Source organism: Xanthobacter sp. NM-25 (assembly GCF_022138605.1).
Lineage (GTDB): Bacteria > Pseudomonadota > Alphaproteobacteria > Rhizobiales > Xanthobacteraceae > Xanthobacter.
In genome coordinates this window covers 466,122-488,242 of sequence record NZ_JACBFS010000005.1, presented here as the reverse complement: position 1 = coordinate 488,242, position 22,121 = coordinate 466,122, and the positions used below count along the sequence as shown (strand labels likewise).

Genomic DNA, 22,121 nt, shown 5'->3' with positions numbered 1-22,121 from the left:
CCTATCGGCAACATCCCGCCAGCCGAAGCCGAGGCACGATTCCACGCCACGCTGGACCAACCTGCACTGGCCGCGTGACTCAAACCAAACTGCCTCCGACAATCCCGGCGCGGTTCACTTCCGCTGCGATGCCTGCGTCTTCGTCACTGCCTCTTGCTCACGCAGAGCGCAGTTGACTGCCCGTTGAGCAGGCCCCTTCGACACTTGATAATACAAGTTGGCTGCGGTGCCGGCACGGCAGGCACTCCTTTCCCAAGATCACCGGGAACCTTGATGCACACAGCCTTCACGGTCCGCTGTCGGAGCTGGGAGAGGCGCGCGCACGCAGGATGAGGCACCGGCGCCGGGGCCTCCTGCCCCGATCGCCGATGCCTCAACCGTGGCGCCACCCTGATCTATTGTCAATAATTTTGATTGATTTAATGCACATATCGCGCACGCAACCGTTGGGAACCCGCCGGGCTACCAGCGCGGAATCCGCGCCTTGAAGCGGTGGCTGCCGGCCGGGGCGTAGAGGCTCTCGAAATCGATCGGCCGCCCGTCCATGGCATAGGTCAGGCGCTCGATATGGATCACCGGCGCCCCGGGGGTGAAGGGCAGGTCCACCGCCGGCACCGGCGCGCACAGCTCCACCCCCGCCTCAACCACGCTCATGGTGATGTCGGCAAAGCCGATCTCGATGCCCAGATCGGTCTCGATGAGCTTGAAGATGTCCACCCGCTGCAAATCGAGATCGAGCAGGGGACGACCCACATCGAGGGGGAAATAGCTGAGGTCCACGGACAAGGTGACGCCGGCGGCGATGCGCAGCCGCTCGATCTTCACCACCCCGTCGCCGCGCTTCACATTGAGCGCCCGCGCCACCTTGGCGGGGGCTTCCACCACCGCCGCGCTCAACACCTGGGAGCGGGTATCCACCCCCAAGGGCTCCATCATCTCACCGAACCCCTGGAGCCGGCCGAGATCCTGCATGGCGCTGATGTTGCGGACGAAATAGCCCTTGCCCTGGTGGCTGCTCACGAGCCCGCCGGCGCGCAGCAGGTCGAGGGCCTGGCGCACGGTGATGCGGCTCACCTGGAATTGCTGGCTGAGCTCGTTCTCGCTGGGCAGCGCGGTGCCGGGGCGGAAGCGCCCGTCGAGCATGCCGCGCAGCAGCCATTCCTTCAGCTCGAGATATTTCGGCACCCGCGGCGCCTTGGTGCGCGACGCCAGGCGCCGGGTCCCGTCATGTCCGCTACTTTGCCCGCTACTATGCCCGCCACCTTCCAGCGCGCCGTGTCCACCGGTTCCGCTGTGTCCGCCGCCCGCCGGTCGCCGCACGTCCTCGTGTCCCTCGCCACCCGGTGGCTCCTGGGACAGGACCGCGGCACGGCGCGGAGCGGGACGGGGCAAGCCCGGCGTCTTCAGTCCATCGGACGGAATGGCAGCGACCTCCGGGCTGTGGCCTCCATCGGGCATTTTCAAGCGGCGGAAAGACCGGTCCGCGTGAAGAAAATGCAGTCGGTCAATACCCTACGCTGTTTCGTCGGGTCCATGAAACAAGGAAACGGCGTCGGATGGCGCAGGCGCGGCGGGCCGCGCCTGCAGACCGTTCATTCTATCCGGCTCAGCGCCCAGCGCACGTTCTTTCGCACATCCGGGTCGCCGTCATCGACATAGCGCTCCAGATAGGGCCGGGCCGAGGCATGGGCGATCTCTCCCAGGGCCGCCGCGGCCTCCTTGCGCAAATTGCTGATCTCGTCGCCCAGGGCGGCGGCGATCTGCGGCACGGCTTCGACCACCTTGAGCTGGCCGAGGCTGCGCACGATTTTCACCCGCACCTGCCAGTCGGCATCATTGATGGCAGCGAGGAGCGGCGCGGCCCCGCGGGCGTACCGCCCCTTGCCCAGCATCTCGGCACCGGTCTCGCGCACCGACCAGTCGGCATCGGCGAGGGCGCGGATGAGCGCCTCGGCGGCATGGTTGGAGCGGGAGAAGGCGAGCGCCCCCACCGCGGTGCGCCGCACCTCGGCCATGGGGTCGCGGGCGCAGGCGATGAGCGCCGGCAAGGTCTCTTCCGCCTTCAGATAGCCGATCACCCCCAGCGCCTCCACCCGCACCTGCGGGTCCTGGTCCTCCAGCGCCCGCAGGGCATAGGCCAGGGCCTCCGGGCGGCGCAATTCCTTCACCCCGCGCAGGGCGCCGGAGCGCACCCGCGGGTCGGCATGGCCGATCAGCGGGAAGATGGGATCGGCGGCGGCCGGGTCCTTCAGTTCGGCGAGGCTGTCGGCGGCGGCGCGGGCCACCCGCGGATCGGCGTCGACGAGGCCGATCACCAGCATCTCCGCGGTCTCGCGCCCGTCGAACTCGCCCAGCGCGATGGCCGCCTGCAGACGCACCTCCGCGCTCTCGTCTTTCAGCGCCGAGCCGATGAGGGCGACGGCGGCGGGGTCGGCGGTGTCCGCCAGTTCCATCACCGCCACCCGGCGCACGCTGGCATCGGCATCGTGCAGCTTGTCGGCGAGGTCCTCGACGTCGGTGAAGGCCTCGAACGGCTCGAAGGTCATCGGCGCCTCACTTCAGCAGGTAGGGAATATTGACGGTGACGGCGCCGGTGGGGCAATCCGCCTCGCACGGCATGCAGTACCAGCACTCATCGAACTTCATATAGGCCTTGCCGGTGAGCTCGGAGATGCGCAGCACATCGAGCGGGCAGACATCGACGCAGACGGTGCAGCCCTTGTCGGCGATGCATTTTCCCTCGTCGACGACGACCGGAACGGCGGTGGATGTATTGGCCAGGGGCATGGCGGGGCTCCTTTGTTCTATGCTTTTCGGTGGGCTCTCGCTCAGGCTTCGGCCGTGATGCGCTGCTTGTAATAGGCGTCCTTCTCGTCATCGGAGATGGGGACGATATAGGGCTGGACCGCGCGCTTCTCGCAGCCCATGGAGCCGTCCGCCTGCTTGGACAGGAGCACGTGGCACTTCCAGTCGGCGTCGTTGCGCTCGGGGAAGTCGGTGCGCCAGTGGTAGAGGCCCCAGCGGCTTTCGGTGCGGTAGAGCGAGGCGCAGGCGGCCATGTCAGCGCAATCGAGAATGGAGGCCACCTCCATGGCGCGCATCAGCTCGTGGGAATCGCGCACCACCATGGCGTTCTCCAGGTCCTCGCGCACCTCGGCGAAGCGGGCCTGGGCCAGCTCGTATTTGCGCGTCACCTTGGGCGGCTGGAGATAGTCGTTCACCAGGCGGCGCACCTTGTATTCGATCTGGTTGGGAGGAATGCCATCCTCGCGCCGGGTGGGCGCCAGCACCCGCTCCTGCTCGCGGGCCACATCCGTCCGGTCGAATTCCTCGAAATCCACCTCGGCGGCGAAATCGATGGCGTGCTCGCCGGCAATGGCCCCATTGGTGAAGGCGCCGAGCATGTAATTGTGCGGCACGCTGGCCATGTCACCGGCGGCGTAGAGGCCCGGCACCGTGGTGCGGGCGAACTCGTCCACGAACACGCCCGAGGCCGAATGGCCGGAGCAGAAGCCGATTTCCGAGATGTGCATCTCGATCATGGTCTCGGCATAGTGGGTGCCGCGCGCTTCATGGAAGCGCCCGCGGGAGGGCCGCTCCACCGTGTGCAGGATCTGCTCGATATGCTCGGCGGTCTCCTTGTGCAGGTGGTTGAGGCGCAGGAACACCGGGCCGTTGCCCGACTGCAGCTCCTTGTAGAACTCCTGCATCATCTGGCCCGACCAATAGTCGCACTCGATAAAGCGCTCGCCCTTGGCATTGGCGGTGTAGCCGCCGAACGGGCCGGCCACATAGGCGCAGGCCGGGCCGTTATAGTCCTTGATCAGCGGGTTGATCTGAAAGCACTCGAGGTTCGCGAGCTTGGCCCCGGCGTGATAGGCCATGGCATAACCCTCGCCGGAATTGGCCGGGTTCTCATAGGTGCCGAACAGATAACCGGAGGTGGGCAGACCGAGCCGGCCAGCGGCGCCCATGCTCATGATCACCGTCTTGGCCCGCACCACCAGGAACTCGCCCGAGCGGGTGTTCACCGCCACCGCGCCGGCGATGCGGCCGCTCTTGCCGGTGATGAGACGGGTGGCCATGAACCGGTTGGAGATGAGGATGCGCGCCCGCCGCAGCTGGCGATAGAGCGCCTTCTTCACCGTCTCGCCATTGGGCATGGGCAGGACGTAGGTGCCCATATGGTGCACCTTCTTCACATCATAGTCGCCGTTCTCGTCCTTCTGGAAGCGGATGCCGAACTTGTCGAGCTCCTGGATGATCTCGAAGCAGTTCTGCGCATATTTCAGCACCGCCGCCTGATCGACGATGCCGTCATTGGCGATGGTGATTTCCTTGGTGTACTGCTCCGGCGTCGAATGGCCGGGGATCACGGCATTGTTCAGCCCGTCCATGCCCATGGAGATGGCGCCGGACCGCTTCACATTGGCCTTTTCCAGAAGCACGACCTTGGCATCCGGATTCTTCATCTTGGCCTTGTAGGCCGCCATCGGGCCAGCGGTGCCGCCGCCGATGACCAGGACATCGCAGTCGATCTCGGAAAGTCCGGCCTTGATCTCGTCCACTCTTGCCTCCTGCAATTCCGTGTTCGCGCCGAGTTGAACCGTTCCAAGGACGACTGTCGGTCAAGGAATTGCATTCGGCTCCGCAGAGGGCTCCGCCCCCAGCGCCTTCAACAGCGCCCAGGGGTAGATGCCGCGATCGTGGCCGTCGGAAAACACCAGGTTGAGGGCATAGCCGCCCAAAAGATGCACGGCGCTCACCGTCAGATCCGCCGCCACCGGCGTCGACAGGCCGGCGAGCCGGGCCCGCCGCGCCCCCGCCGATGGGGAGTGGGCCCGCAGATGCGCCGCCGACAGCACGCTCACCGCGCCATCGGCCCATTGCAGGGTCAGCCGGGCCCGATCCGGCGACAGGCGCACCTCCAGCGGGGAGTCGCACTGCTGGGGAACTGCGGGCTCCGACGAAGGGGAGGAGATGGCGGGGACGGACATAGCGGGGGACGACATGGGGAACGCTCCTTGCTGCCCGGCACGTCACCATGGGCCCCGGCCCTGCGATAGCAACAAGTTGACAGACCCCGCTCCCGGCGCCGGCTAGAGCGATGCTGCGGACATCGGCTCGCGCCCCTTCAGCGGGCCGGCACCGCCTGCGGCACCAACGGCCGCGCCCCTCATCACAGCCCAGGGATCCGTCATGGCCTATGTCGTCACCGAGAACTGCATCCGCTGCAAATACACCGACTGCGTCGAGGTCTGCCCGGTGGACTGCTTCTATGAGGGCGAGAACATGCTTGTCATCAATCCCGACGAATGCATCGATTGCGGCGTGTGCGAGCCCGAATGCCCGGCCGACGCCATCGTCGCCGATACCGATCCCGGTGCCGCGGCGTGGCTGGAGATCAACCGCCGCTACGCGGCCGAATGGCCCTCCATCGCCGCCCGCATCGAGCCCCTGGCCGATGCCGAGGACTGGAACGGGCGTCCCGACAAGCTGCCGCTTCTGAGCGAGAAGGCCGCGCCCGCCCGCTGATCCCCGATACCCGCACGGATGGACCGATGACCCTGCCCCTTCCCGCCTCGGCCCTCGCCGACCAGGCGCCCGATGGCCTCTTCGTGGAGACCGTCACCAGCGTCACCCATTATACGGACCGCCTGTTCCGCTTCCGCACCACGCGGCCGGGCAGCTTCCGCTTCCGCTCCGGCGAGTTCGCCATGATCGGCCTCCTGGCCGAGGGCAAGCCGCTCTACCGGGCCTATTCCATCGCCAGCCCCGCCTGGGCCGATGAACTGGAGTTCTTCTCCATCAAGGTGCCGGACGGCCCCCTCACCTCCCGGCTGCAGCAGATCCGCCCCGGCGACGGGCTATTGCTGCGCAAGAAGGCCACCGGCACCCTGGTGCTCGATGCCCTCACCCCCGGCCGACGGCTCTACATGTTCTCCACCGGCACCGGCATCGCCCCGTTCGCCAGCCTGATCCGCGATCCGCAGACCTATGAGACCTTCGAGGAGGTCATCCTCACCCACACCTGCCGCGAGGTGGGCGAGCTGCAATACGGCTTCGACGTGGTGCGCGAGACCCTGGCCGATCCGCTGGTGGGCGACTATGCCCGCGGCAAGCTGCGCCACTACGCCACTGTCACCCGCGAGGACTACGCCCGGCGCGGCCGCATCACCGATCTCATGGCAAGCGGCGCGCTGTTCGCCGATCTCGGGGTGCCGCCGCTCGATCCGACGGTGGATCGCGGCATGATCTGCGGCTCCCTCGCCATGCTCCAGGACACCCGCGCCCTGCTGCTGGCCGCCGGCCTCAGCGAAGGCGCCAACTCCGCCCCCAGCACCTTCGTGACCGAACGCGCCTTCGCCGAATAGAACAAAAAAGGCCGGCCCCGCGGGGCCGGCCTTGCAATGCGAAGAGACGGATCGACCCGCGCTACTCGGGCCGGGAGAAGGAGAGGATCTCGCGCTTGCCGGCGTGGTTGGCCGGGCCGACGATGCCCTCGTTCTCCATCCGCTCCATCAGGCTCGCGGCCTTGTTGTAGCCCACCTGGAGACGGCGCTGGATGTAGGAGGTGGAGGCTTTGCGGTCGCGCAGCACAAGCGCCACCGCCTGGTCGTAGAGGTCGCCGCCGCTCTCGCCCAGCTCGCCCTTGTCGAACACCGCCTCGTCGGCGCCGGCGGCGCCCTCGGCCTCCTCGTCGAGCACCACCTCGTCGAGATAGTCCGGCCCGCCCTGCGCCTTCAGGAAGGCGACGACGTGCTCCACTTCCTGGTCGGAAACGAACGGCCCGTGCACCCGGGTGATCCGTCCGCCGCCCGCCATGAACAGCATATCCCCTTGTCCCAGAAGGGTTTCAGCGCCCATCTCGCCAAGAATGGTGCGGCTGTCGATCTTGGAGGTCACCTGGAACGAGATGCGGGTGGGGAAATTGGCCTTGATGGTGCCGGTGATGACATCCACCGAGGGCCGCTGGGTGGCCATGACGAGATGGATGCCGGCGGCCCGGGCCATCTGCGCAAGCCTTTGAATTGCCCCTTCAATTTCCTTTCCAGCCACCATCATCAGGTCGGCCATCTCATCGACGATGATGACGATGTAGGGCAGCGCGGCGAGGTCCATCTCCTGCTCTTCATAGAGCACCTCGCCACTCTCCTTGTCGAACCCCACCTGCACCTGCCTAGTGATGATCTCGCCCTTCTCCCGCGCCTCCGCCATCCGGGCGTTGTAGCCATCGATATTGCGCACCGCGAGCCGCGCCATCTTGTGGTAGCGGTCCTCCATCTCCTTCACCGCCCACTTCAGGGCGATGATGGCCTTCTTCGGGTCGGTCACCACCGGGGTGAGGAGGTGCGGAATCCCTTCATAAATAGAGAGTTCCAGCATCTTGGGGTCGATCATGATGAGCCGGCAGGCATCCGGCGTGTGCCGGTAGAGCAGGCTCAGGATCATGGTGTTGATGGCCACCGACTTGCCCGAACCGGTGGTGCCGGCCACCAGGAGATGGGGCATGCGGGCGAGATCGGCGATCACCGGCTCGCCGCCAATGGTCTTGCCGAGGCAGATGCCAAGCTTGGTGCGGGCCTCGGCGAACTCGTGGCTGTCCAGCAGCTCGCGCAGCCACACGGTCTCGCGCCGGCGGTTCGGCAGCTCGATGCCGATGACATTGCGCCCTTCCACCACCGCCACGCGGGCCGACACCGCGCTCATGGAGCGGGCGATATCGGGCGCCAGGCCGATGACGCGCGAAGACTTCACGCCCCGCGCCGGCTCGAACTCATACAGCGTCACCACCGGACCCGGATTGGCGTCGATCACCTCGCCGCGAATGCCGAAATCGCGCAGGATCTGCTGCAGCATGGACGAGCTCTGGTCGAGGAACTCCTCGGACATCTCGAAGTCCGGCTCCACCTCCGGCGGCTCGCGCAGGAGGTCGATGGCGGGCAATTCGTAGCGCCCGGCCGGTGCCTCGCTTACCACGGGAACCGGCAGCTGAGCGGCCGGCAGGGCCAGCACCGGCACCTCCTCCACCGGAACCGGCACGAGGGCATCCATCGCCGCCGGCTCGGGCTCCACCGGCGTGCCGAGGACATGGGCGCGAATGCTCTGCTGATAGGGCTGCCAGGAGAAATGGGCGGTGATCACCGGCGCGTCCGCCACCGGCTCAGGCTCGGCCTCCGCCACCACCGGGGCCAGATCCTGCTCACCCACGGCAGGAAGAGCGAGGCGCCCCACCACGATCAGCCGGGTCAGCGGCACGAGATGGGCCGGCGCGCGCTCCTCGTCCAACGTCATGGCCACTGGTGCTTCCGGCAGCGCCGCGACCGCCTCCAACGCCTCGGTGGCGCGCCGCAAAAGCGCATCGTCCAACGGTTCCACGGCAAAGGAGGCGAGCCCAGCACCGTCGCTCATGAGGGTCCCGTGCCCCACAAGGTCCTCTTCCACGATCGTCATACCCTCAATGCGCTCCCATGCGGCGTCAGCGGCCTGCGCTTCACCCGCAGGCATAGCCTCGTCATCCGCGGCGGGATCGACCGGCTGCAGCACGTCCGCAGCCATCTCCAGGCCGGCGGCACTGAGACTGTCGAGCGGCGGCGTCACGCACAGATCGGTATCGCCCCAGGCCTCGGTCGCGTCCGAGGCCGCGTCGCCGGCCATTGCGTCGGCGGCCATTGCGTCGGCGGCAACGGGCTCGCTCTCGGTGGGCGAAGCCGCCACCGGCGCGGGCGCGCCCCCCTCTCCGTCGGTCACGAACACCGCCTCGGGCAGGTCCTGAACCGGGTCCGCATTGAGGATCCCGCCCATCGGCTCGGCGTGGGCGACGGGCGCGACATCATCTGAGAGCACGGACGCCTGCTCCATCTCCGCCGGCGGCGGCTCCATAGCGGACGCCGCATCGGGATGCAGGGTCGGACTGACCACCTCGCTCCAGCCCATCACTGCCCCCGTTCCATTGGACAGCGGCAGATCCGACACCCCAGCGGACATCTCCAAGAGTGCGGGCAGAGACGGGTCGGGCATGGCCGGTTCGGACATGGAAGGCGCGGACATGGAAGGCGCGGACATGGAAGGCGCGGACATGGAAGGCGCGGACATGGAAGGCGCGGACATGGAAGGCGCGGACATGGAGGGCTCGGGCATGGCCGGGAGCGGCGCATCCCAGGCCGGAGCTTCCGGAGCCGGGCCCACCATTTCAGCTTCGGTGCCGATGACCGGCTCTTGCGGCGCCACGGACCACATGACGTCTCCGGCCTCCGCCGGCATCTCCGCCCCGCCGGGGCCATCGCAGGAGAGCGACGCGGGCGGCCACCCGACGAGGGCCGGCGCATCGGCCCAGTCGTCGACGATAGCCCGGCTCGCATCCATCGGCCCGAATGGCCCCTGGGGTTCGAGACCGCCAGGCGCCGCGACCGGCGACGCCTCAACGGGCCCGGCGCTGGGGGAGAAGGCCTCCGAAGCGAAGCCCGTGTCGGTGCCCCAATCAGCCCCGGGCGAGACCTCCGCAGCCTGCGGCTCAAACGGCTCGCTTTCAAAGGTCACGCGCGTCTCGATGCCATTCTCATCGACGCTCCAGCCCTGCGGCTCGGACAGCGCGAACGCGCCCGTGCCATCAAGGCTCTCCGCTCCCAAAACCTCCTGCCACTCGCCCTGCCGCGTGCCCTCGCGGGCGGCGCGCAAGGCCGGCAGATCGGCCAAGGCATTCTCCAGGGCTTCGAGATCGGCCTTCACCCCGGGCACGGGAACCCGTTCCTCCTCCGGATCGACGGGTGTCTCCAGGAAATGCCAGGAGGCCCCGCCGATGCCGAAGCTGGGGATGGGCTGCGGCTCCTCCGGCGGACGCAGCAGGTGGTCCGGCGTCCGGGTGAACCGGGTGTTCTGGTCGAGCGTGAAGGGGCGCAGCCAGCTCGGCACGAAATCCGCATTGATCCAGCTATGGACCGTGGATTCGCCCGATTCCCCGGGAAAGGCATCCGGGTTCTCCTCCTCCGAGACCAGGAGCGAGGGGAAATTGACCATTCTCGGAGGCTGGTTCGAAGAAGACATGGATTGAAACCTACAGCTACGCGGCACCCCTCAAGGGATAGGCACCCGACCTTAAAAGGAGGTTTCAGGAACCTGATCGCGACACCAGCAGGTCGCCGCATTGTGCATGAATGGCTGCCACGGCGGGGCTCCCCAGCCGCAACCGTGCACAGATGCCCCCGCCCCTCGACCTGCCTTGAAGGGCCGGGTGCAAGGATCGACCTCTTCCCAAGGGGAAATCTTCCCGTGACATCCCCGCTTACCGTCTTGGGCGGCCCGCCATGACGGATCATACTCTTCCGCCGAATCGCCCGGCGGCGCAGTGCCTGCCGCGCGATGTCTTGCCGTACGCCTCCGCCCCTCACGAGAAGACGCCTGCCCCGTCATGGCCCCAGCATCCATCGCCGTCATCGGCGCCGGCCCCGCCGGACTCGCCGCCGCCGAACGTCTTTCCGCCGCGGGCCTCGCCGTCCAGCTCTATGACCGCATGCCCTCGCCGGCCCGCAAGTTCCTGATGGCCGGGCGCGGTGGCCTCAACCTCACCCATTCCGAGCCCCGCGACCTTTTCCTCTCCCGCTACGGCGACGCCGCACCGCGGCTGGAAGGCGCCTTGCGCACCTTCCAGCCGGAGGATCTGCGCCGCTGGGCCGCAGACCTCGGCGAGCCCACCTTCGTCGGCAGCAGCGGCCGGGTCTTTCCCGAAAGCTTCAAGGCGAGCCCCCTGCTGCGGGCGTGGTTGGCGCGCCTCACCACCCAGGGGGTTCATCTGCACCCGCGCCACAGCTGGAATGGCTGGACCGATGACGGGCGACTGAGCTTCACCACCCCCGACGGCCCGCTGGACGTCACCGCCGACGCCACCATTCTGGCCCTGGGTGGGGCCTCCTGGCCCCGCCTCGGTTCCGATGGCGGCTGGGTGGCGCGCGTGCGGGAAGTGGGCGTGAGCGTCCACGACCTCACCGCCGCCAACATGGGCGTGCACCTCGCCTGGTCCGACCTGTTCCGCGAGCGCTTCGCCGGCACGCCCTTGAAGCGCATCGCCCTCACCTGCGGGCGGGACAGTGTGCGCGGGGAAGCGGTGATCACTGCGGAAGGCCTGGAGGGCGGCGTGGTCTATGCCCTGTCCCGCACCATTCGGGCGGCTCTGCGGCATGGCCCGACCACCCTGCGGATCGACCTGCGGCCCGATCTGCCCCTGGAGACCCTCCATGCGCGGCTCACGGCGGCACCCAAGAAGCTCTCCTTCGCCAATCTCATGCGGAAGGCGGCCGGCCTTTCCCTGGGCGCCGCCGGCCTGGTGCGGGAAGCCGCCGGCGCCGACCGCCCCGGCGATCCGATGGCCCTGGCCCAACTCATCAAGGCGGTGCCACTGCCGCTCACCGGCGCCGCCGGCATCACCCGCGCCATCTCCAGTGCCGGCGGCATCGCCTGGGACGAGATCTGCCCCGACTATCAACTGAAGCACAAACCCGGCGTGTTCGCCTGCGGTGAGATGCTCGATTGGGACGCGCCCACCGGGGGCTATCTGCTGCAGGCCTGCTTTTCTACCGGACGGGCCGCCGCCGAGGGGGTCATCGCCTACCTCGGCGCCTGAGCAGGCAGTGCGTGGCCCGCGCCTCAGCGCAGGCCGGGGGGCGCCAGAGGATTGTCGGCAAGAGCCGCGCCATCCGGCGCATCCACTTCCGGCACGCCGAGAAAGGCGTTGAACAGCCGCTCGATCACCTTGGGGTCGAGATCACGCACGATCATCACGAGGCGGGTGCGATGGTCGTCGTCCGGCCAGGCCGCCAGCCGCGCCGGCGGGTGTAGCACATGCTGCACACCATGCAGCACCACCGGTGTCTGCGGCTCCTCCTTCACCTTCACGATGCCCTTCAGGCGCAGCAGATTGGCGCCATGGGTGGCGCGCAGCAGCTCCAGGAACAGATCGAGAGTGGCCGCCGGAATCGCCGCATCAGTGGCGAGGGTGAAGGCGCGGATGCGATTGTCATGGCGGTTGGGATCGGCGTTCGCCACGGCGGGCGCCACCGCCGCCACCGCCTCGGCGGCGAGCCAGCGGCCCACATCCGGGATCTTGGCCGAAGGATCATAGAGGCCGGCATTCAAGAGATTCGCGGCGTTCGCCGCATCGACCTCGAGCAATGTCGCACCTGGCGCGAGCCGGTGCAGGCGATCTTTGAGCGCATCCAGGCGGGCGCGGTCCTCCGCGGTGACCATCAGATCGGTCTTGGTGAGTACCAGCCGATCCGCCATGGCGGCCTGCTTCACCGCCTCCTCATGGCCGTCGAGGGTGGCCGCGCCATTCACCGCATCCACCACGCACACGAGCCCGTCGAGCCGGTAGCGCAGGGCGAGGTAGGGATGCGTCATCAGCGTGTGCAGCACCGGCGCCGGATCAGCAAGGCCCGTGGTCTCGATGATGACGCGGGAAAAAGGCGGCAGGCGGTCATTGTCGCGGCCGCGCAGCAGATCCTCCAGTGCCGCCACCAGGTCCCCGCGCACCGTGCAGCACAGGCAGCCCGAGGACAGCATGACGATGCCCTCCTCCACCGGCCGGACGAACAGATGATCGAGACCGATCTCGCCAAACTCGTTGATCAGCACCGCCGTATCCGCCAGCGCCGGGTCCGCCAGCAGCTTATTGAGCAGGCTGGTCTTGCCCGCCCCGAGAAAGCCGGTGAGCACGGTGACCGGGATGGGAGCGGGCGGACCACGCCGGGGCGTTTGGGTGGAAGAGGCAGGCATCGGCTAACCGGAACGACGGCCCGCCCACGCCGGGTCGCGCGCAATCGCCGCCGGTCGGACCTGTCTTGATCAAGAAACGAGGGCGCTTCCCGCTCCCCATGGACACACCACCCGCGCGTGGGGTGCGCCGCGACTCTAGAGCACGTTCATCCGCCCTTGAAGAGCCGACAGGACACCCACCCCACACCTTCCCAGCCGGGAACCGGCCGGTCGCGTCCGAGGCCCCCGCGGCGCGGTCAGTTGCCGGCGCGCGCGGCGCCGTCGCCCACCGCAGCCGATGCACTCGGCTTGGGCTTGGGCTTCGGCTTGGGTGCCACATTGGCGGCGACCGGCTTGGCGCCCGTCGTTTTCGCACCCGTCCCCTTGGCATTGTCGGGCTTTCCTCCGCCCGGCTTGGATCCGGAGGTCTTTGCGGAGGGTTTGGCCGAGGGCTTGGCTGTGACGGTCCGCGTCTTCGAGGGCTCCGAGCGCGCCACAGCCGTATCGGGATCCTGCGGCGCGTTGCGGGTGCCCACATAGACCGGGATCGGCGCCATGGACGGCGGCAGGGTCTGCAACAGGTCGGCCCCCGAACGGGGCGCGGGATTGCCGGCCGTCAGGGCGAAGGAGATGGCGTTGGCGGCGACACCACTCGGGCTGTCGTCATCCTCCGAGGCCGTCTCCATTTTCTTGCCGCCACACACATAGGGCTTCATGTCGAACGGCTCGCCGCCCTGGTTCTGGATCGACGACACCGTCGGCGCAGCCGCGCCGAAGATGCCCCAGGACGACTGGAATCCCTTTTCCAGCAGCAGCGCCGCTTCCTCGGACCGGGCGCGGCCCGAGCGGGCACCGAGCACCACGGCGATCAGCCGCTTGTTGCCGCGGGTGGCGGTGGCCACCAGATTGTAGCCCGACCCGCACACGAAGCCGGTCTTCATGCCGTCGGCCCCGGGATAGCGGTCGATCAGCCGGTTATAGTTGCGCAGCACCCGCTTGCCGATCTTGATGGCCGGAATGCGGAACAGCATCTCGTGTTCGGGGAAGTGATAGATGAGCGCCCGCGCCAGGATGGCCAGATCCCGGGCGGTGGTCACCTGCCCCGGGTTCGGCAGGCCATTGGGATTTTCATAATGGGTGCCGGTCATGCCCAGGTGCACGGCGGTGGCGTTCATCTCGGCGATGAAGTTCGGCAGCGAACCGCCCACACCTTCCGCCACCACCATGGCCATGTCGTTGGCCGACTTCACCATGACCATCTTCAGAGCATTATCGAGGGTGACCACGGTGCCCGGCTGGAAGCCCATCTTGGAGGGCTGCTGCGAGGCCGCCAGCGCCGACACGGTCAATGGCGAATCCATGGTGAGGCGGCCGGTGCGCACCGCATTGAGCGCCACATAGACGGTCATCAGCTTGGTGACGGAGGCGGGATACCACGCCTTGCCGGCGTCCTGCTGCTCCAGCACCCGGCCGGTGTCGGCCTCCACCAGCAGCACCGGATTGGCGCGCGCCACGCCAGCACCCGCCACCGCAGAAGCCAGCAGCACAAGCGAAAACAGCCCCGTGGCGCGAACCGCCACGCGACCGGCCCGCATACGCCATGCGGCCAGAAGGGATTTCGAGCGCGCCAACCGATTCCGCTCCCGTGTTGGAAGGAGGCCCCCGCCTGAACACCCCCTTCCTAACCGGTTTCGCAGTCGCGGAAAAGACGAATCCCGCTCCCGCACCGAGAAAGGTCCATCAACGCAGCACCCGCGGCACGGCGAAGCCCGCCACATTCTTGCCGAATTCTAAGCCAGCCTGCGAAAGTCTTGGTTGTGGCCGGGGTTCAGGTCTCCACCACCGAGCCATTCACCTGGCTCGCCGGCGTCATGAACTGGGCGCGGGCCAGCTCCGCGAAGCGTCCGCCCAGGCGGACCAGATCCTCGAAGGACCCCTCCTCCACCACACGGCCGTGCTCGAACACCAGGATGCGATCGGCATTGCGCACGGTGGCCAGGCGGTGGGCGATGACGAAGGTGGTGCGGCCTTTCATCACCTCGTCGAGCGCCGCCTGCACCTTGGCTTCGGTCGCCGCATCGAGGGCGCTGGTGGCCTCGTCGAGAATGAGGATGGGTGGGTTCTTCAGCAACGCCCGGGCGATGGACAGCCGCTGGCGCTCACCACCGGACAGCGCCCGCCCGCGCTCACCCACCATGGCCCGCAAACCAAGCGGGTTGCGCTCCACCAGTTCCAGGGCCTGGGCCCGCGCCAGCGCCTCCCGCAGTTCGGCTTCGGTGGCATCGGGCTTGCCGACCCTGAGATTGTCCTCGATGGAGCGGTTGAACAGCAGCGGCTCCTGGAACACCACGCCGATGCTCTGGCGCAGCGACGACAAGGTCGCGTCCCGGATATCCATGCCATCGATGCGGATGGCACCCGATTGCGGATCGAACACCCGGTGCAGCAGCGCGAGCGCCGTAGATTTGCCGGCCCCGGTGGTGCCCACGAAGGCGAAGGTCTGCCCCGGCGCCGCGTGGAACGACACATCCTCCACCGCCGGCCGCTTGCCGTCGTAGGAAAAGGACACATCGTCGAACACCACATCGCCCTTCACCGCCGTCAGCGGCCGGGCGCCGGGCCGGTCGCGCACCGCGCCCACGGTATCCAGCACATCGAAGAACTGGGCGAGTTGCGGCGCCGCCATCATCAGCCGATTGAAGAAGCTCACCGTGTGTTCGAGCCGGCCAATCAGCATGTTGGCGAAGGCCACATAGGTCACGATGTCGCCGATGCGGGCGAGGCCATGCACGTAGAGCCAGGTGCCGATCAGCAGGATGGCGAGGATGGTCAAGGTGGTGGCCGCCCGCGTCGCCATCGACACCGCGGCCCACCACGACAACACCGGAATCTGCACCGCCAGCACCCGGTTGACCGTATCACGCAGGCCGCCCACCTCCGCCTCGACGCGGGTATAGCTCTGGATCACCGCCACATTGCCCAGCGCGTCCGAGGTCTGCTCGGCGAGGTCGGAATTATATTCCTCCACCTCCCGCTGCATGGTCTCGGTGCGGCGGATGACGTAGCCGGTGACGATGCCGAACACCACCATGAGGGCGATCAGCACGAGGCCCAGCCGCCAGTTGATCCAAATGCCTACCGGCACCAGGACCACCAGCGAGATGATGGCGGCGCAATCCTCGCGGAAGAAGGAGAGCCACAGGCCCCACAAGGCGTCCACGCCCTCCAGCATCACCTTGAGCAGGCGGCCGGAATGGGTCTCGCCATGAAACGCCAGCGGCAATTGCAGCACGTGCTCGAAATACTGCGCCAGCACCCCCAGCCGGCGCCGGTGCGACAGACGGTCCGCATGCAGCGAGATCAGCACGCCGGCGCCGATATTGAACAGGCCGAACCCCACCCAGGCGGCGAGCAGCGGCGCGAGATCGTGAAAGGTGGGCAGCTGCGAAGCCGCCTGCGCCGCCGCCAGCGTATCGATGATGCGACCGAACAGGATGGGCTCGGCGAACTGGGCGATGGCCAGAGCCAGATTGGACAGGGCCAGCACCATGCCCATACGGGCCTGCGGGCCCAGCAACGCGAGGGTGCGAATATAGACGCGAACGAGACTCATGGTCGGTCCCCAAGACTGGTGCCCAGATGATCTGACGCCCGCGCCGCGCACAAGGGGCTGCGCGCAACCACCCACGCCTATCCACCTGCCGTAGGGTCGCCCGGCGGCGTGGCCCATCGGGATGCGCGCCGGCGATTGACGGACGCGAGCCCGCCCCCTATAAGCCTGCCCAACTCAGGCGGCGCCGGCGGCCGGAGCCCAGCGGATATTTGCGTGCCGTGTTCGCCTTGCATGGAGGTGGAACGACCCGTCAAGCCGCCCCGGGGTCCAACGTCCCGTCGCGATCACACCAATCCGGAGAATGACCCGTGAAGCGCACCTATCAACCCAGCAAGCTCGTGCGCAAGCGTCGCCACGGCTTCCGTGCGCGCATGGCGACCCGCAACGGCCGCAAGGTCATCGCCGCCCGCCGCGCCCAGGGCCGCAAGCGCCTGTCCGCCTGAGCGCGGTGCGCCGCGGAGGCCACCCGATCGTGGATCGACTCCGCAAACGCCGCGATTTCGTGGCCGCAGCCAAAGCGTTGCGGGCGGGCGTGCCCTGTTTCCTGATGCAGGGCCGCGATCGCGGCGACGGCGGTGATGTCCGTATCGGCTTCACCGTGACCAAAAAAACCGGCAACGCGGTGGTGCGTAATCGCATCCGCCGCCGTTTGCGTGAGGCGGTGCGGGGTGTCGTGCCCGCCGCTGGACGCGCCGGACATGATTATGTCCTGGTCGCCCGCGAGGCCGCCCTTCACGCCCCCTTCGAGACCCTCGTGGGCGAGGTGGAACGGGCGCTGCGCAAGCTCCATGATCCCACCCGCCCGCCGGCGCGCCCCAAGGCGGCACGCTCCAAGGGGGCAAACAGCGCATCCGGGCGCCCGGCCACGACGCCCGGCGCGGCGCCGCCCGGCCGCCCGCCGCGATCCGTTCCACGCGACGCGCTGGCCGCGGCGCCGGACGACCAAGCAGCACGGCTCCACATTCGGGACACCGCAGACGCCACGGCCTCCGGCCGCAGCGCCACCACGTCCCCTGAAACCACCGCCCCTTCGATTTCCGACCCCAAGGCGGGTTCCGCCGACGGAGGCCATCCGGCATGAGTGACAATCGCAATATGATCATCGCCATCGTTGCATCGGTGGCGATCCTCATCGGCTGGCAATATTTCTTCGGCATTCCGCAAGCGGAACGGCAGCGCCAGGCCGCCGAGCAGCAGCGCGTGACCGAACAGGCGGCGCCCGCCGCCGCGCCGGGAACCGCGAGCCCCGCGCCGGCGCCGGGAGCCGTGCCCCAGGCCGCCGGCACGCCCGTCACCAAGCCGCTGACCCGCGAGCAGGCGATCGCCGCGACCCCACGCGCCCTCATCGAGACGCCCCGCCTCAAAGGCTCCGTTTCGCTCAAGGGCGGCCGGGTGGATGACCTGCTGCTCACGGAATACCACGAGACCGTGGACCCCAAGAGCCCGAACATCATTCTCCTGTCGCCCTCCGGCGCGCCGCACCCCTTCTATGCGGAATTCGGCTGGGCCTCTGCCGCCGGCACCACCGCCAAGGTGCCCGGCCCCGACACGTTGTGGGCCTCCAACGGCGGCAAGCTTACCCCCACGACGCCCCTGGTGCTGACCTGGGACAATGGCGAGGGCCTCACCTTCCGCCGCACCTTCACGGTGGACGACCATTACATGTTCGCCGTGAAGGACGAGGTGGAGAACAAGGCCGGCAGCGCGGTCACGCTCTACCCCTATGCCCTGGTCTCCCGCCACGGCCTGCCGCAGGTCGCCGGCTATTACATCCTGCATGAAGGCCTCATCGGCGTGCTCGGCGACAACGGCCTGCAGGAAGTGACCTACGCCAAGATGGACAAGGAGAAGCCGCTCACCTTCTCCGCCACCGGCGGCTGGCTCGGCATCACCGACAAATATTGGGCAGCCACCGTCATTCCCGACCAGTCGGTCAAGGTGGATGCCAAATTCTCCAGCGCGACGGTGGGGGGCACCCCCACCTTCCAGGCGGACTTCCTGGCTGCACCCAAGACCATCGAGCCGGGCACCTCCAGCACCTCGTCCTCGCAGCTGTTCGCGGGCGCCAAGGTGGTGCAGGTGGTCGACGGATATGAGCGCACTTACAAGATCGACCGCTTCGACCTGTTGATCGACTGGGGCTGGTTCTACTTCATCACCAAGCCTCTGTTCCTGGCCATCGACTGGATCTACAAGCTGGTCGGCAACTTCGGCGTCGCCATCCTGATCGTGACGGTGATTCTGAAGCTGGTGTTCTTCCCGCTGGCCAACAAATCCTACGCCTCCATGGCGAAGATGAAGGCCGTGCAGCCCGAGCTCACCGCCATCCGCGAACGCTACGCCGACGACAAGGTGAAGCAGCAGCAGGCGATGATGGAGCTGTACAAGAAGGAGAAGATCAACCCGGTGGCGGGCTGCCTGCCCATCGTCATCCAGATCCCGGTGTTCTTCGCCCTCTACAAGGTGCTGTTCGTGACCATCGAGATGCGGCACGCGCCGTTCTTCGGCTGGATCCACGATCTGTCGGCGCCCGACCCGACCACCATCTTCAACCTGTTCGGCCTGATCCCCTGGGATCCGGCGACGGTGCCCGTCATCGGTGCCTATCTCATGCTGGGCGCCTGGCCCATCATCATGGGCATCACCATGTGGGTGCAGATGAAGCTGAACCCGGCCCCGCCGGACCCGACCCAGCAGGCCATCTTCAACTGGATGCCCATCATCTTCACCTTCATGCTGGCCCACTTCGCCGCCGGCCTGGTGATCTACTGGGCCTGGAACAACACCCTCTCGGTGGCCCAGCAGGCGCTCATCATGAAGCGCCACGGGGTGAAGATCGAGCTGTGGGACAACATCAGAGGGGTCTTCAAAAGGAAGACGCCCGCCAAGGGCTGATCGCCCGCAGAAGCAGTTCACGCCGCCGGCCCGCGCCGGCGGCGTTTTCATGTCCGGCCCCTCGTATGGAGAAGCCGGCCACCGCCTGCGGAACCTCTCAGCCGGGCGCGCTCATTCCGAAGCCGAGCGCCGCCGCCTCCGCGCCCCACCACGCAAGGCGAAAGCCAGCCCAAACAAAAATGCCCCGGACCAAGCCGGGGCATTTCGACACGTCGAATCTGAACGGGCGAATCAGCCCCCCGCCACCGGCAGCGGGATCGGCGCCGGGCCGAGAGCCACGCGGCGCGAATCCGGCCGCTCGATCACCCGGTCCGCATAGGGCAGCTCCAGGCGCTCCCACACATCCGACAAAGCCTTCGCCAGATGGGCGATCAGCGCGTCGTCATGGAATGGGGTCGGGGTGATGCGCAGCCGCTCGGTGCCGCGCGGCACGGTGGGGTAATTGATGGGCTGGATATAGATGCCGTATTCGGCCAGCAGCAGGTCGCTGGCCATCTTGCAGGCCTTGGCATCGCCCACCATCACCGGAACGATGTGGGTGGGGGTGTCCATCTGCGGCAGGCCGGCGGCGGCCAGTGCCGCCTTCACCTTGGCCACCTGGGCGCGCTGGCCCTCACGCTCCGCCTGGGAGTCCTTGAGGTGGCGCACGGACGCCGCAGCCGCGGCCGCGATGGCCGGCGGCAAGGCGGTGGTGAAGATGAAGCCGGGCGCATAGGAACGCACCGCGTCGATAAGCACGCGCTTGCCGGTGATATAGCCGCCAACCACGCCGAACGCCTTGCCAAGGGTCCCCTCGATGACGTCGATGCGGTGCATCACGCCTTCCTGCTCGGCCACGCCGCCGCCCCGCGCGCCGTACATGCCCACGGCATGCACCTCGTCGAGATAGGTCATGGCGCCGTACTTCTCCGCGAGATCGCAGATGCCGGCCATGGGGGAGATATCCCCATCCATGGAATAGACGCTCTCGAAGGCGATCAGCTTCGGCCGGTCACCCGCCGCCTTCAGCAGCTCTTCGAGATGGTCGAGGTCGTTGTGGCGGAAGATGGCCTTCTGCCGGCCGCCGTGGCGCACGCCCTCGATCATGGAATTGTGGTTGAGCTCGTCGGACAGCACCACGCAATCGGGAATGAGCTTCACGATGGTGGAGATGCCGGTGTCGTTGGAGATGTAGCCGGAGGTGAAGACCAGCCCCTGCTCCTTGCCGTGCAGATCGGCAAGCTCGCGCTCCAGCGTCACGATCTCGTGGCTGTTGCCGGAGATGTTGCGGGTGCCGCCAGCACCGGCGCCGCGCTCCTGGGCAGCGGCGCACATGGCCTCGATCACCTTCGGATGGCTGCCCATGCCGAGATAATCGTTGGAGCACCACACCACGATGTCGCGGGGGCCGCCGGGCGAATGCCAGACCGCGCGGGGGAAATGGTGCGCATCACGCTCGATCTCGGCGAAGGTGCGATAGCGGCGCTCCTTGCGCAGAGCGTCGATGGCGTCGGCGAAGAAATGATCGTAATTCATTCCGGACCCTGCAGACGGCGCGGACCGCGGGCGAACGATCCTGCGTTCTTTTCATCTTTATAGTTTCACCTTGCGCCTTGAATTGACGCCGATCAAGGCCCTGCAGGGGGTGCGCGGCGATCGAACGCGGGCGCCGCGGGGAAAGCCCCGGCGCGCAGGGCGATGGCGGGGCCTTCAGCGCCCGCGTACCGCGGCCAGCCGCAGCGCGATCACCGCCCGCGTGGCCGGGCCGGCGACCCCGTCGACCTTCAGATTTTGGCTGCGCTGGAACGCCTTGACGGCCGCTTCGGTGCCCGGTCCATAGCGACCATCCTCCTCCAGCCGTGGATCCGCGCCCAGCTGGTTGAGGGCGATCTGCAGTTCTCGGACGTCGTCGGACGGTGTGGCATCCTGCCAACCCGCGGCATCCGGATCACCGGTCAGCAAGGGATAGATGCGCGTGAACCAGGCGCGGCGCGACTTCAGCCCGTTGAAGCCGCCGTTGACCATGCGCGTGATCTCATGAATGTCGTCCCGGTCCGCCGCGGCGTTCAGCTGCCCTTCATCCCACTCCAGCAAAGCAGGCAACAGGGCCACCTGCGGTGCAAGGATGCGGCGCGGGTCGCCCTCGAGGTCCACTTTGATCTTCTTGCCATATCGCCGGTAGCTGCCGCGCCCCGTGGTCTGCAGCAAGCCTCCGCCGCGATAGCGATAGCCATCGCCGGGCTCGGTATTCCCCAATTCGTGCGCCTTACGCGGATTGCCGAGCCCATAAACGCGCTCAGACAAGGCCTCCTCGCGGCCCGCCAGCATCTCCGCCTCAGCCGGGCGAACCGCTGCCGAGTGTCGCCCTTGGCCGAAGATCGTCAGGATTCGCGGCGCGCGGTAGTTCATGCGCTCGAACTCGATCGTCAGCCCGTCGGTCTCGTGGCAGACCTGCGCCAGGAAATGCGCGGCGCGCAGCGGCGTGGCGAGGCCATGGCGCGCCAGCGTCTCGGCGCCCTCGCGGAAGGCCGCCACATAGCCCGGTCGCGCCCCGCGCGACACCTGCAGAATCAATGCTTCGGTGATCATGATGCGCTCCGGGATTGGAGGAGGACCGATGCCATATTTGCGTGTATTTATAATTTAAACAATCTAAAGTTGCGCATGCTTCCGCCTCTCCCCGCACGTCTTGATTTTCATCAAAACGCCACTTGCATCGGCAGGCGGAATGCCCTACATCCGCGCTCGCCCAATTTCGCACGTGCCTGTGGTCGCGTGTCGGTCGGTAGGATCTCCGGACAAGAGGCCGGAAAGCTGCCAGGACGACCGATAGCCGGAAGTAACCGGCCCACCCCGCTCCTCAATGCGGGGGACGTGACTTGAAGCA

At 67.5% G+C, this 22,121-nt stretch carries 17 protein-coding genes and 1 pseudogene; 7 read left to right on the top strand and 11 right to left on the bottom strand.

Annotated elements, in window-relative coordinates:
* Positions 1 to 462: 462 nt before the first annotated feature.
* The 5 genes from MEU52_RS16570 to MEU52_RS16550 form a co-directional block, all read right to left on the bottom strand.
* Complete coding sequence (locus MEU52_RS16570; RefSeq protein ID WP_238122044.1) at positions 463 to 1,185, bottom strand: GntR family transcriptional regulator; 723 nt, start codon at positions 1,183 to 1,185, stop codon at positions 463 to 465.
* Positions 1,186 to 1,592: 407 nt separating this feature from the next.
* The gene (locus tag MEU52_RS16565; protein ID WP_238122045.1) at positions 1,593 to 2,546 is read right to left on the bottom strand and encodes a HEAT repeat domain-containing protein; all 954 of its coding nucleotides are present in this window, start codon (positions 2,544 to 2,546) and stop codon (positions 1,593 to 1,595) included.
* A gap of 7 nt (positions 2,547 to 2,553) precedes the next feature.
* Complete coding sequence (locus MEU52_RS16560) at positions 2,554 to 2,787, bottom strand: 4Fe-4S dicluster domain-containing protein (RefSeq protein ID WP_238122046.1); 234 nt, start codon at positions 2,785 to 2,787, stop codon at positions 2,554 to 2,556.
* 41 nt (positions 2,788 to 2,828) lie between these two features.
* Positions 2,829 to 4,568 (bottom strand): fumarate reductase/succinate dehydrogenase flavoprotein subunit, encoded by a 1,740-nt coding sequence (locus MEU52_RS16555; RefSeq protein ID WP_238122047.1) that lies wholly within the window; start codon positions 4,566 to 4,568, stop codon positions 2,829 to 2,831.
* Positions 4,569 to 4,628: 60 nt separating this feature from the next.
* Positions 4,629 to 5,012, bottom strand: coding sequence for a gamma-butyrobetaine hydroxylase-like domain-containing protein (locus tag MEU52_RS16550; protein WP_238122048.1), 384 nt, complete (start codon positions 5,010 to 5,012; stop codon positions 4,629 to 4,631).
* 187 nt (positions 5,013 to 5,199) lie between these two features.
* On the opposite strand from MEU52_RS16550, the gene fdxA reads away from it, so the two are divergent.
* Positions 5,200 to 5,535 (top strand): ferredoxin FdxA, encoded by a 336-nt coding sequence (gene fdxA, locus MEU52_RS16545; protein ID WP_238122049.1) that lies wholly within the window; start codon positions 5,200 to 5,202, stop codon positions 5,533 to 5,535.
* Between the two features lie 26 nt (positions 5,536 to 5,561).
* The gene (locus tag MEU52_RS16540; RefSeq protein ID WP_238122050.1) at positions 5,562 to 6,374 is read left to right on the top strand and encodes a ferredoxin--NADP reductase; all 813 of its coding nucleotides are present in this window, start codon (positions 5,562 to 5,564) and stop codon (positions 6,372 to 6,374) included.
* A gap of 61 nt (positions 6,375 to 6,435) precedes the next feature.
* Here MEU52_RS16540 and MEU52_RS16535 read toward each other — a convergent pair whose 3' ends face one another.
* Positions 6,436 to 9,192 (bottom strand): DNA translocase FtsK, encoded by a 2,757-nt coding sequence (locus MEU52_RS16535; protein WP_443267356.1) that lies wholly within the window; start codon positions 9,190 to 9,192, stop codon positions 6,436 to 6,438.
* Here MEU52_RS16535 and MEU52_RS22015 point away from each other — a divergent pair.
* Positions 9,077 to 10,051 (top strand): annotated as a pseudogene (locus tag MEU52_RS22015) (hypothetical protein); the annotation flags it as partial. The gene MEU52_RS16535 and the pseudogene MEU52_RS22015 overlap by 116 nt on opposite strands.
* Before the next feature lie 357 nt (positions 10,052 to 10,408).
* On the top strand, positions 10,409 to 11,617 hold the full coding sequence (locus MEU52_RS16530) for a TIGR03862 family flavoprotein (protein ID WP_238122052.1): 1,209 nt from the start codon (positions 10,409 to 10,411) through the stop codon (positions 11,615 to 11,617).
* 23 nt (positions 11,618 to 11,640) lie between these two features.
* On the opposite strand, the gene MEU52_RS16525 is transcribed toward MEU52_RS16530, so the two are convergent.
* The 3 genes from MEU52_RS16525 to MEU52_RS16515 all read right to left on the bottom strand — a co-directional run bounded on the left by MEU52_RS16525 (position 11,641) and on the right by MEU52_RS16515 (position 16,360).
* Entirely contained in the window at positions 11,641 to 12,768 is a 1,128-nt protein-coding gene (locus MEU52_RS16525) for a CobW family GTP-binding protein (RefSeq protein WP_238122053.1), read from the bottom strand.
* Positions 12,769 to 13,004: 236 nt separating this feature from the next.
* A complete protein-coding gene (locus MEU52_RS16520) occupies positions 13,005 to 14,327 on the bottom strand; it encodes a D-alanyl-D-alanine carboxypeptidase family protein (RefSeq protein ID WP_238122054.1) in 1,323 nt (440 codons plus the stop codon).
* Between the two features lie 248 nt (positions 14,328 to 14,575).
* On the bottom strand, positions 14,576 to 16,360 hold the full coding sequence (locus MEU52_RS16515; protein WP_238122055.1) for a glucan ABC transporter ATP-binding protein/ permease: 1,785 nt from the start codon (positions 16,358 to 16,360) through the stop codon (positions 14,576 to 14,578).
* Positions 16,361 to 16,668: 308 nt separating this feature from the next.
* Between MEU52_RS16515 and rpmH the strand changes: the two genes are divergently transcribed.
* The 3 genes from rpmH to yidC are packed head-to-tail and all read left to right on the top strand — an operon-like array spanning position 16,669 to position 19,255.
* Positions 16,669 to 16,803 (top strand): 50S ribosomal protein L34, encoded by a 135-nt coding sequence (gene rpmH, locus MEU52_RS16510; RefSeq protein ID WP_238122056.1) that lies wholly within the window; start codon positions 16,669 to 16,671, stop codon positions 16,801 to 16,803.
* A 5-nt stretch (positions 16,804 to 16,808) separates the two neighbouring features.
* Complete coding sequence (rnpA, locus tag MEU52_RS16505; RefSeq protein ID WP_238122057.1) at positions 16,809 to 17,441, top strand: ribonuclease P protein component; 633 nt, start codon at positions 16,809 to 16,811, stop codon at positions 17,439 to 17,441.
* Entirely contained in the window at positions 17,438 to 19,255 is a 1,818-nt protein-coding gene (gene yidC, locus MEU52_RS16500) for a membrane protein insertase YidC (protein ID WP_238122058.1), read from the top strand. The genes rnpA and yidC overlap by 4 nt, the downstream gene beginning before the upstream one ends.
* Positions 19,256 to 19,486: 231 nt before the next feature.
* Here yidC and hemA read toward each other — a convergent pair whose 3' ends face one another.
* Positions 19,487 to 20,770, bottom strand: coding sequence for a 5-aminolevulinate synthase (hemA, locus tag MEU52_RS16495; protein WP_238122059.1), 1,284 nt, complete (start codon positions 20,768 to 20,770; stop codon positions 19,487 to 19,489).
* A gap of 174 nt (positions 20,771 to 20,944) precedes the next feature.
* The gene (locus tag MEU52_RS16490) at positions 20,945 to 21,823 is read right to left on the bottom strand and encodes a peptidoglycan-binding protein (RefSeq protein WP_238122060.1); all 879 of its coding nucleotides are present in this window, start codon (positions 21,821 to 21,823) and stop codon (positions 20,945 to 20,947) included.
* Positions 21,824 to 22,121 lie beyond the last annotated feature (298 nt).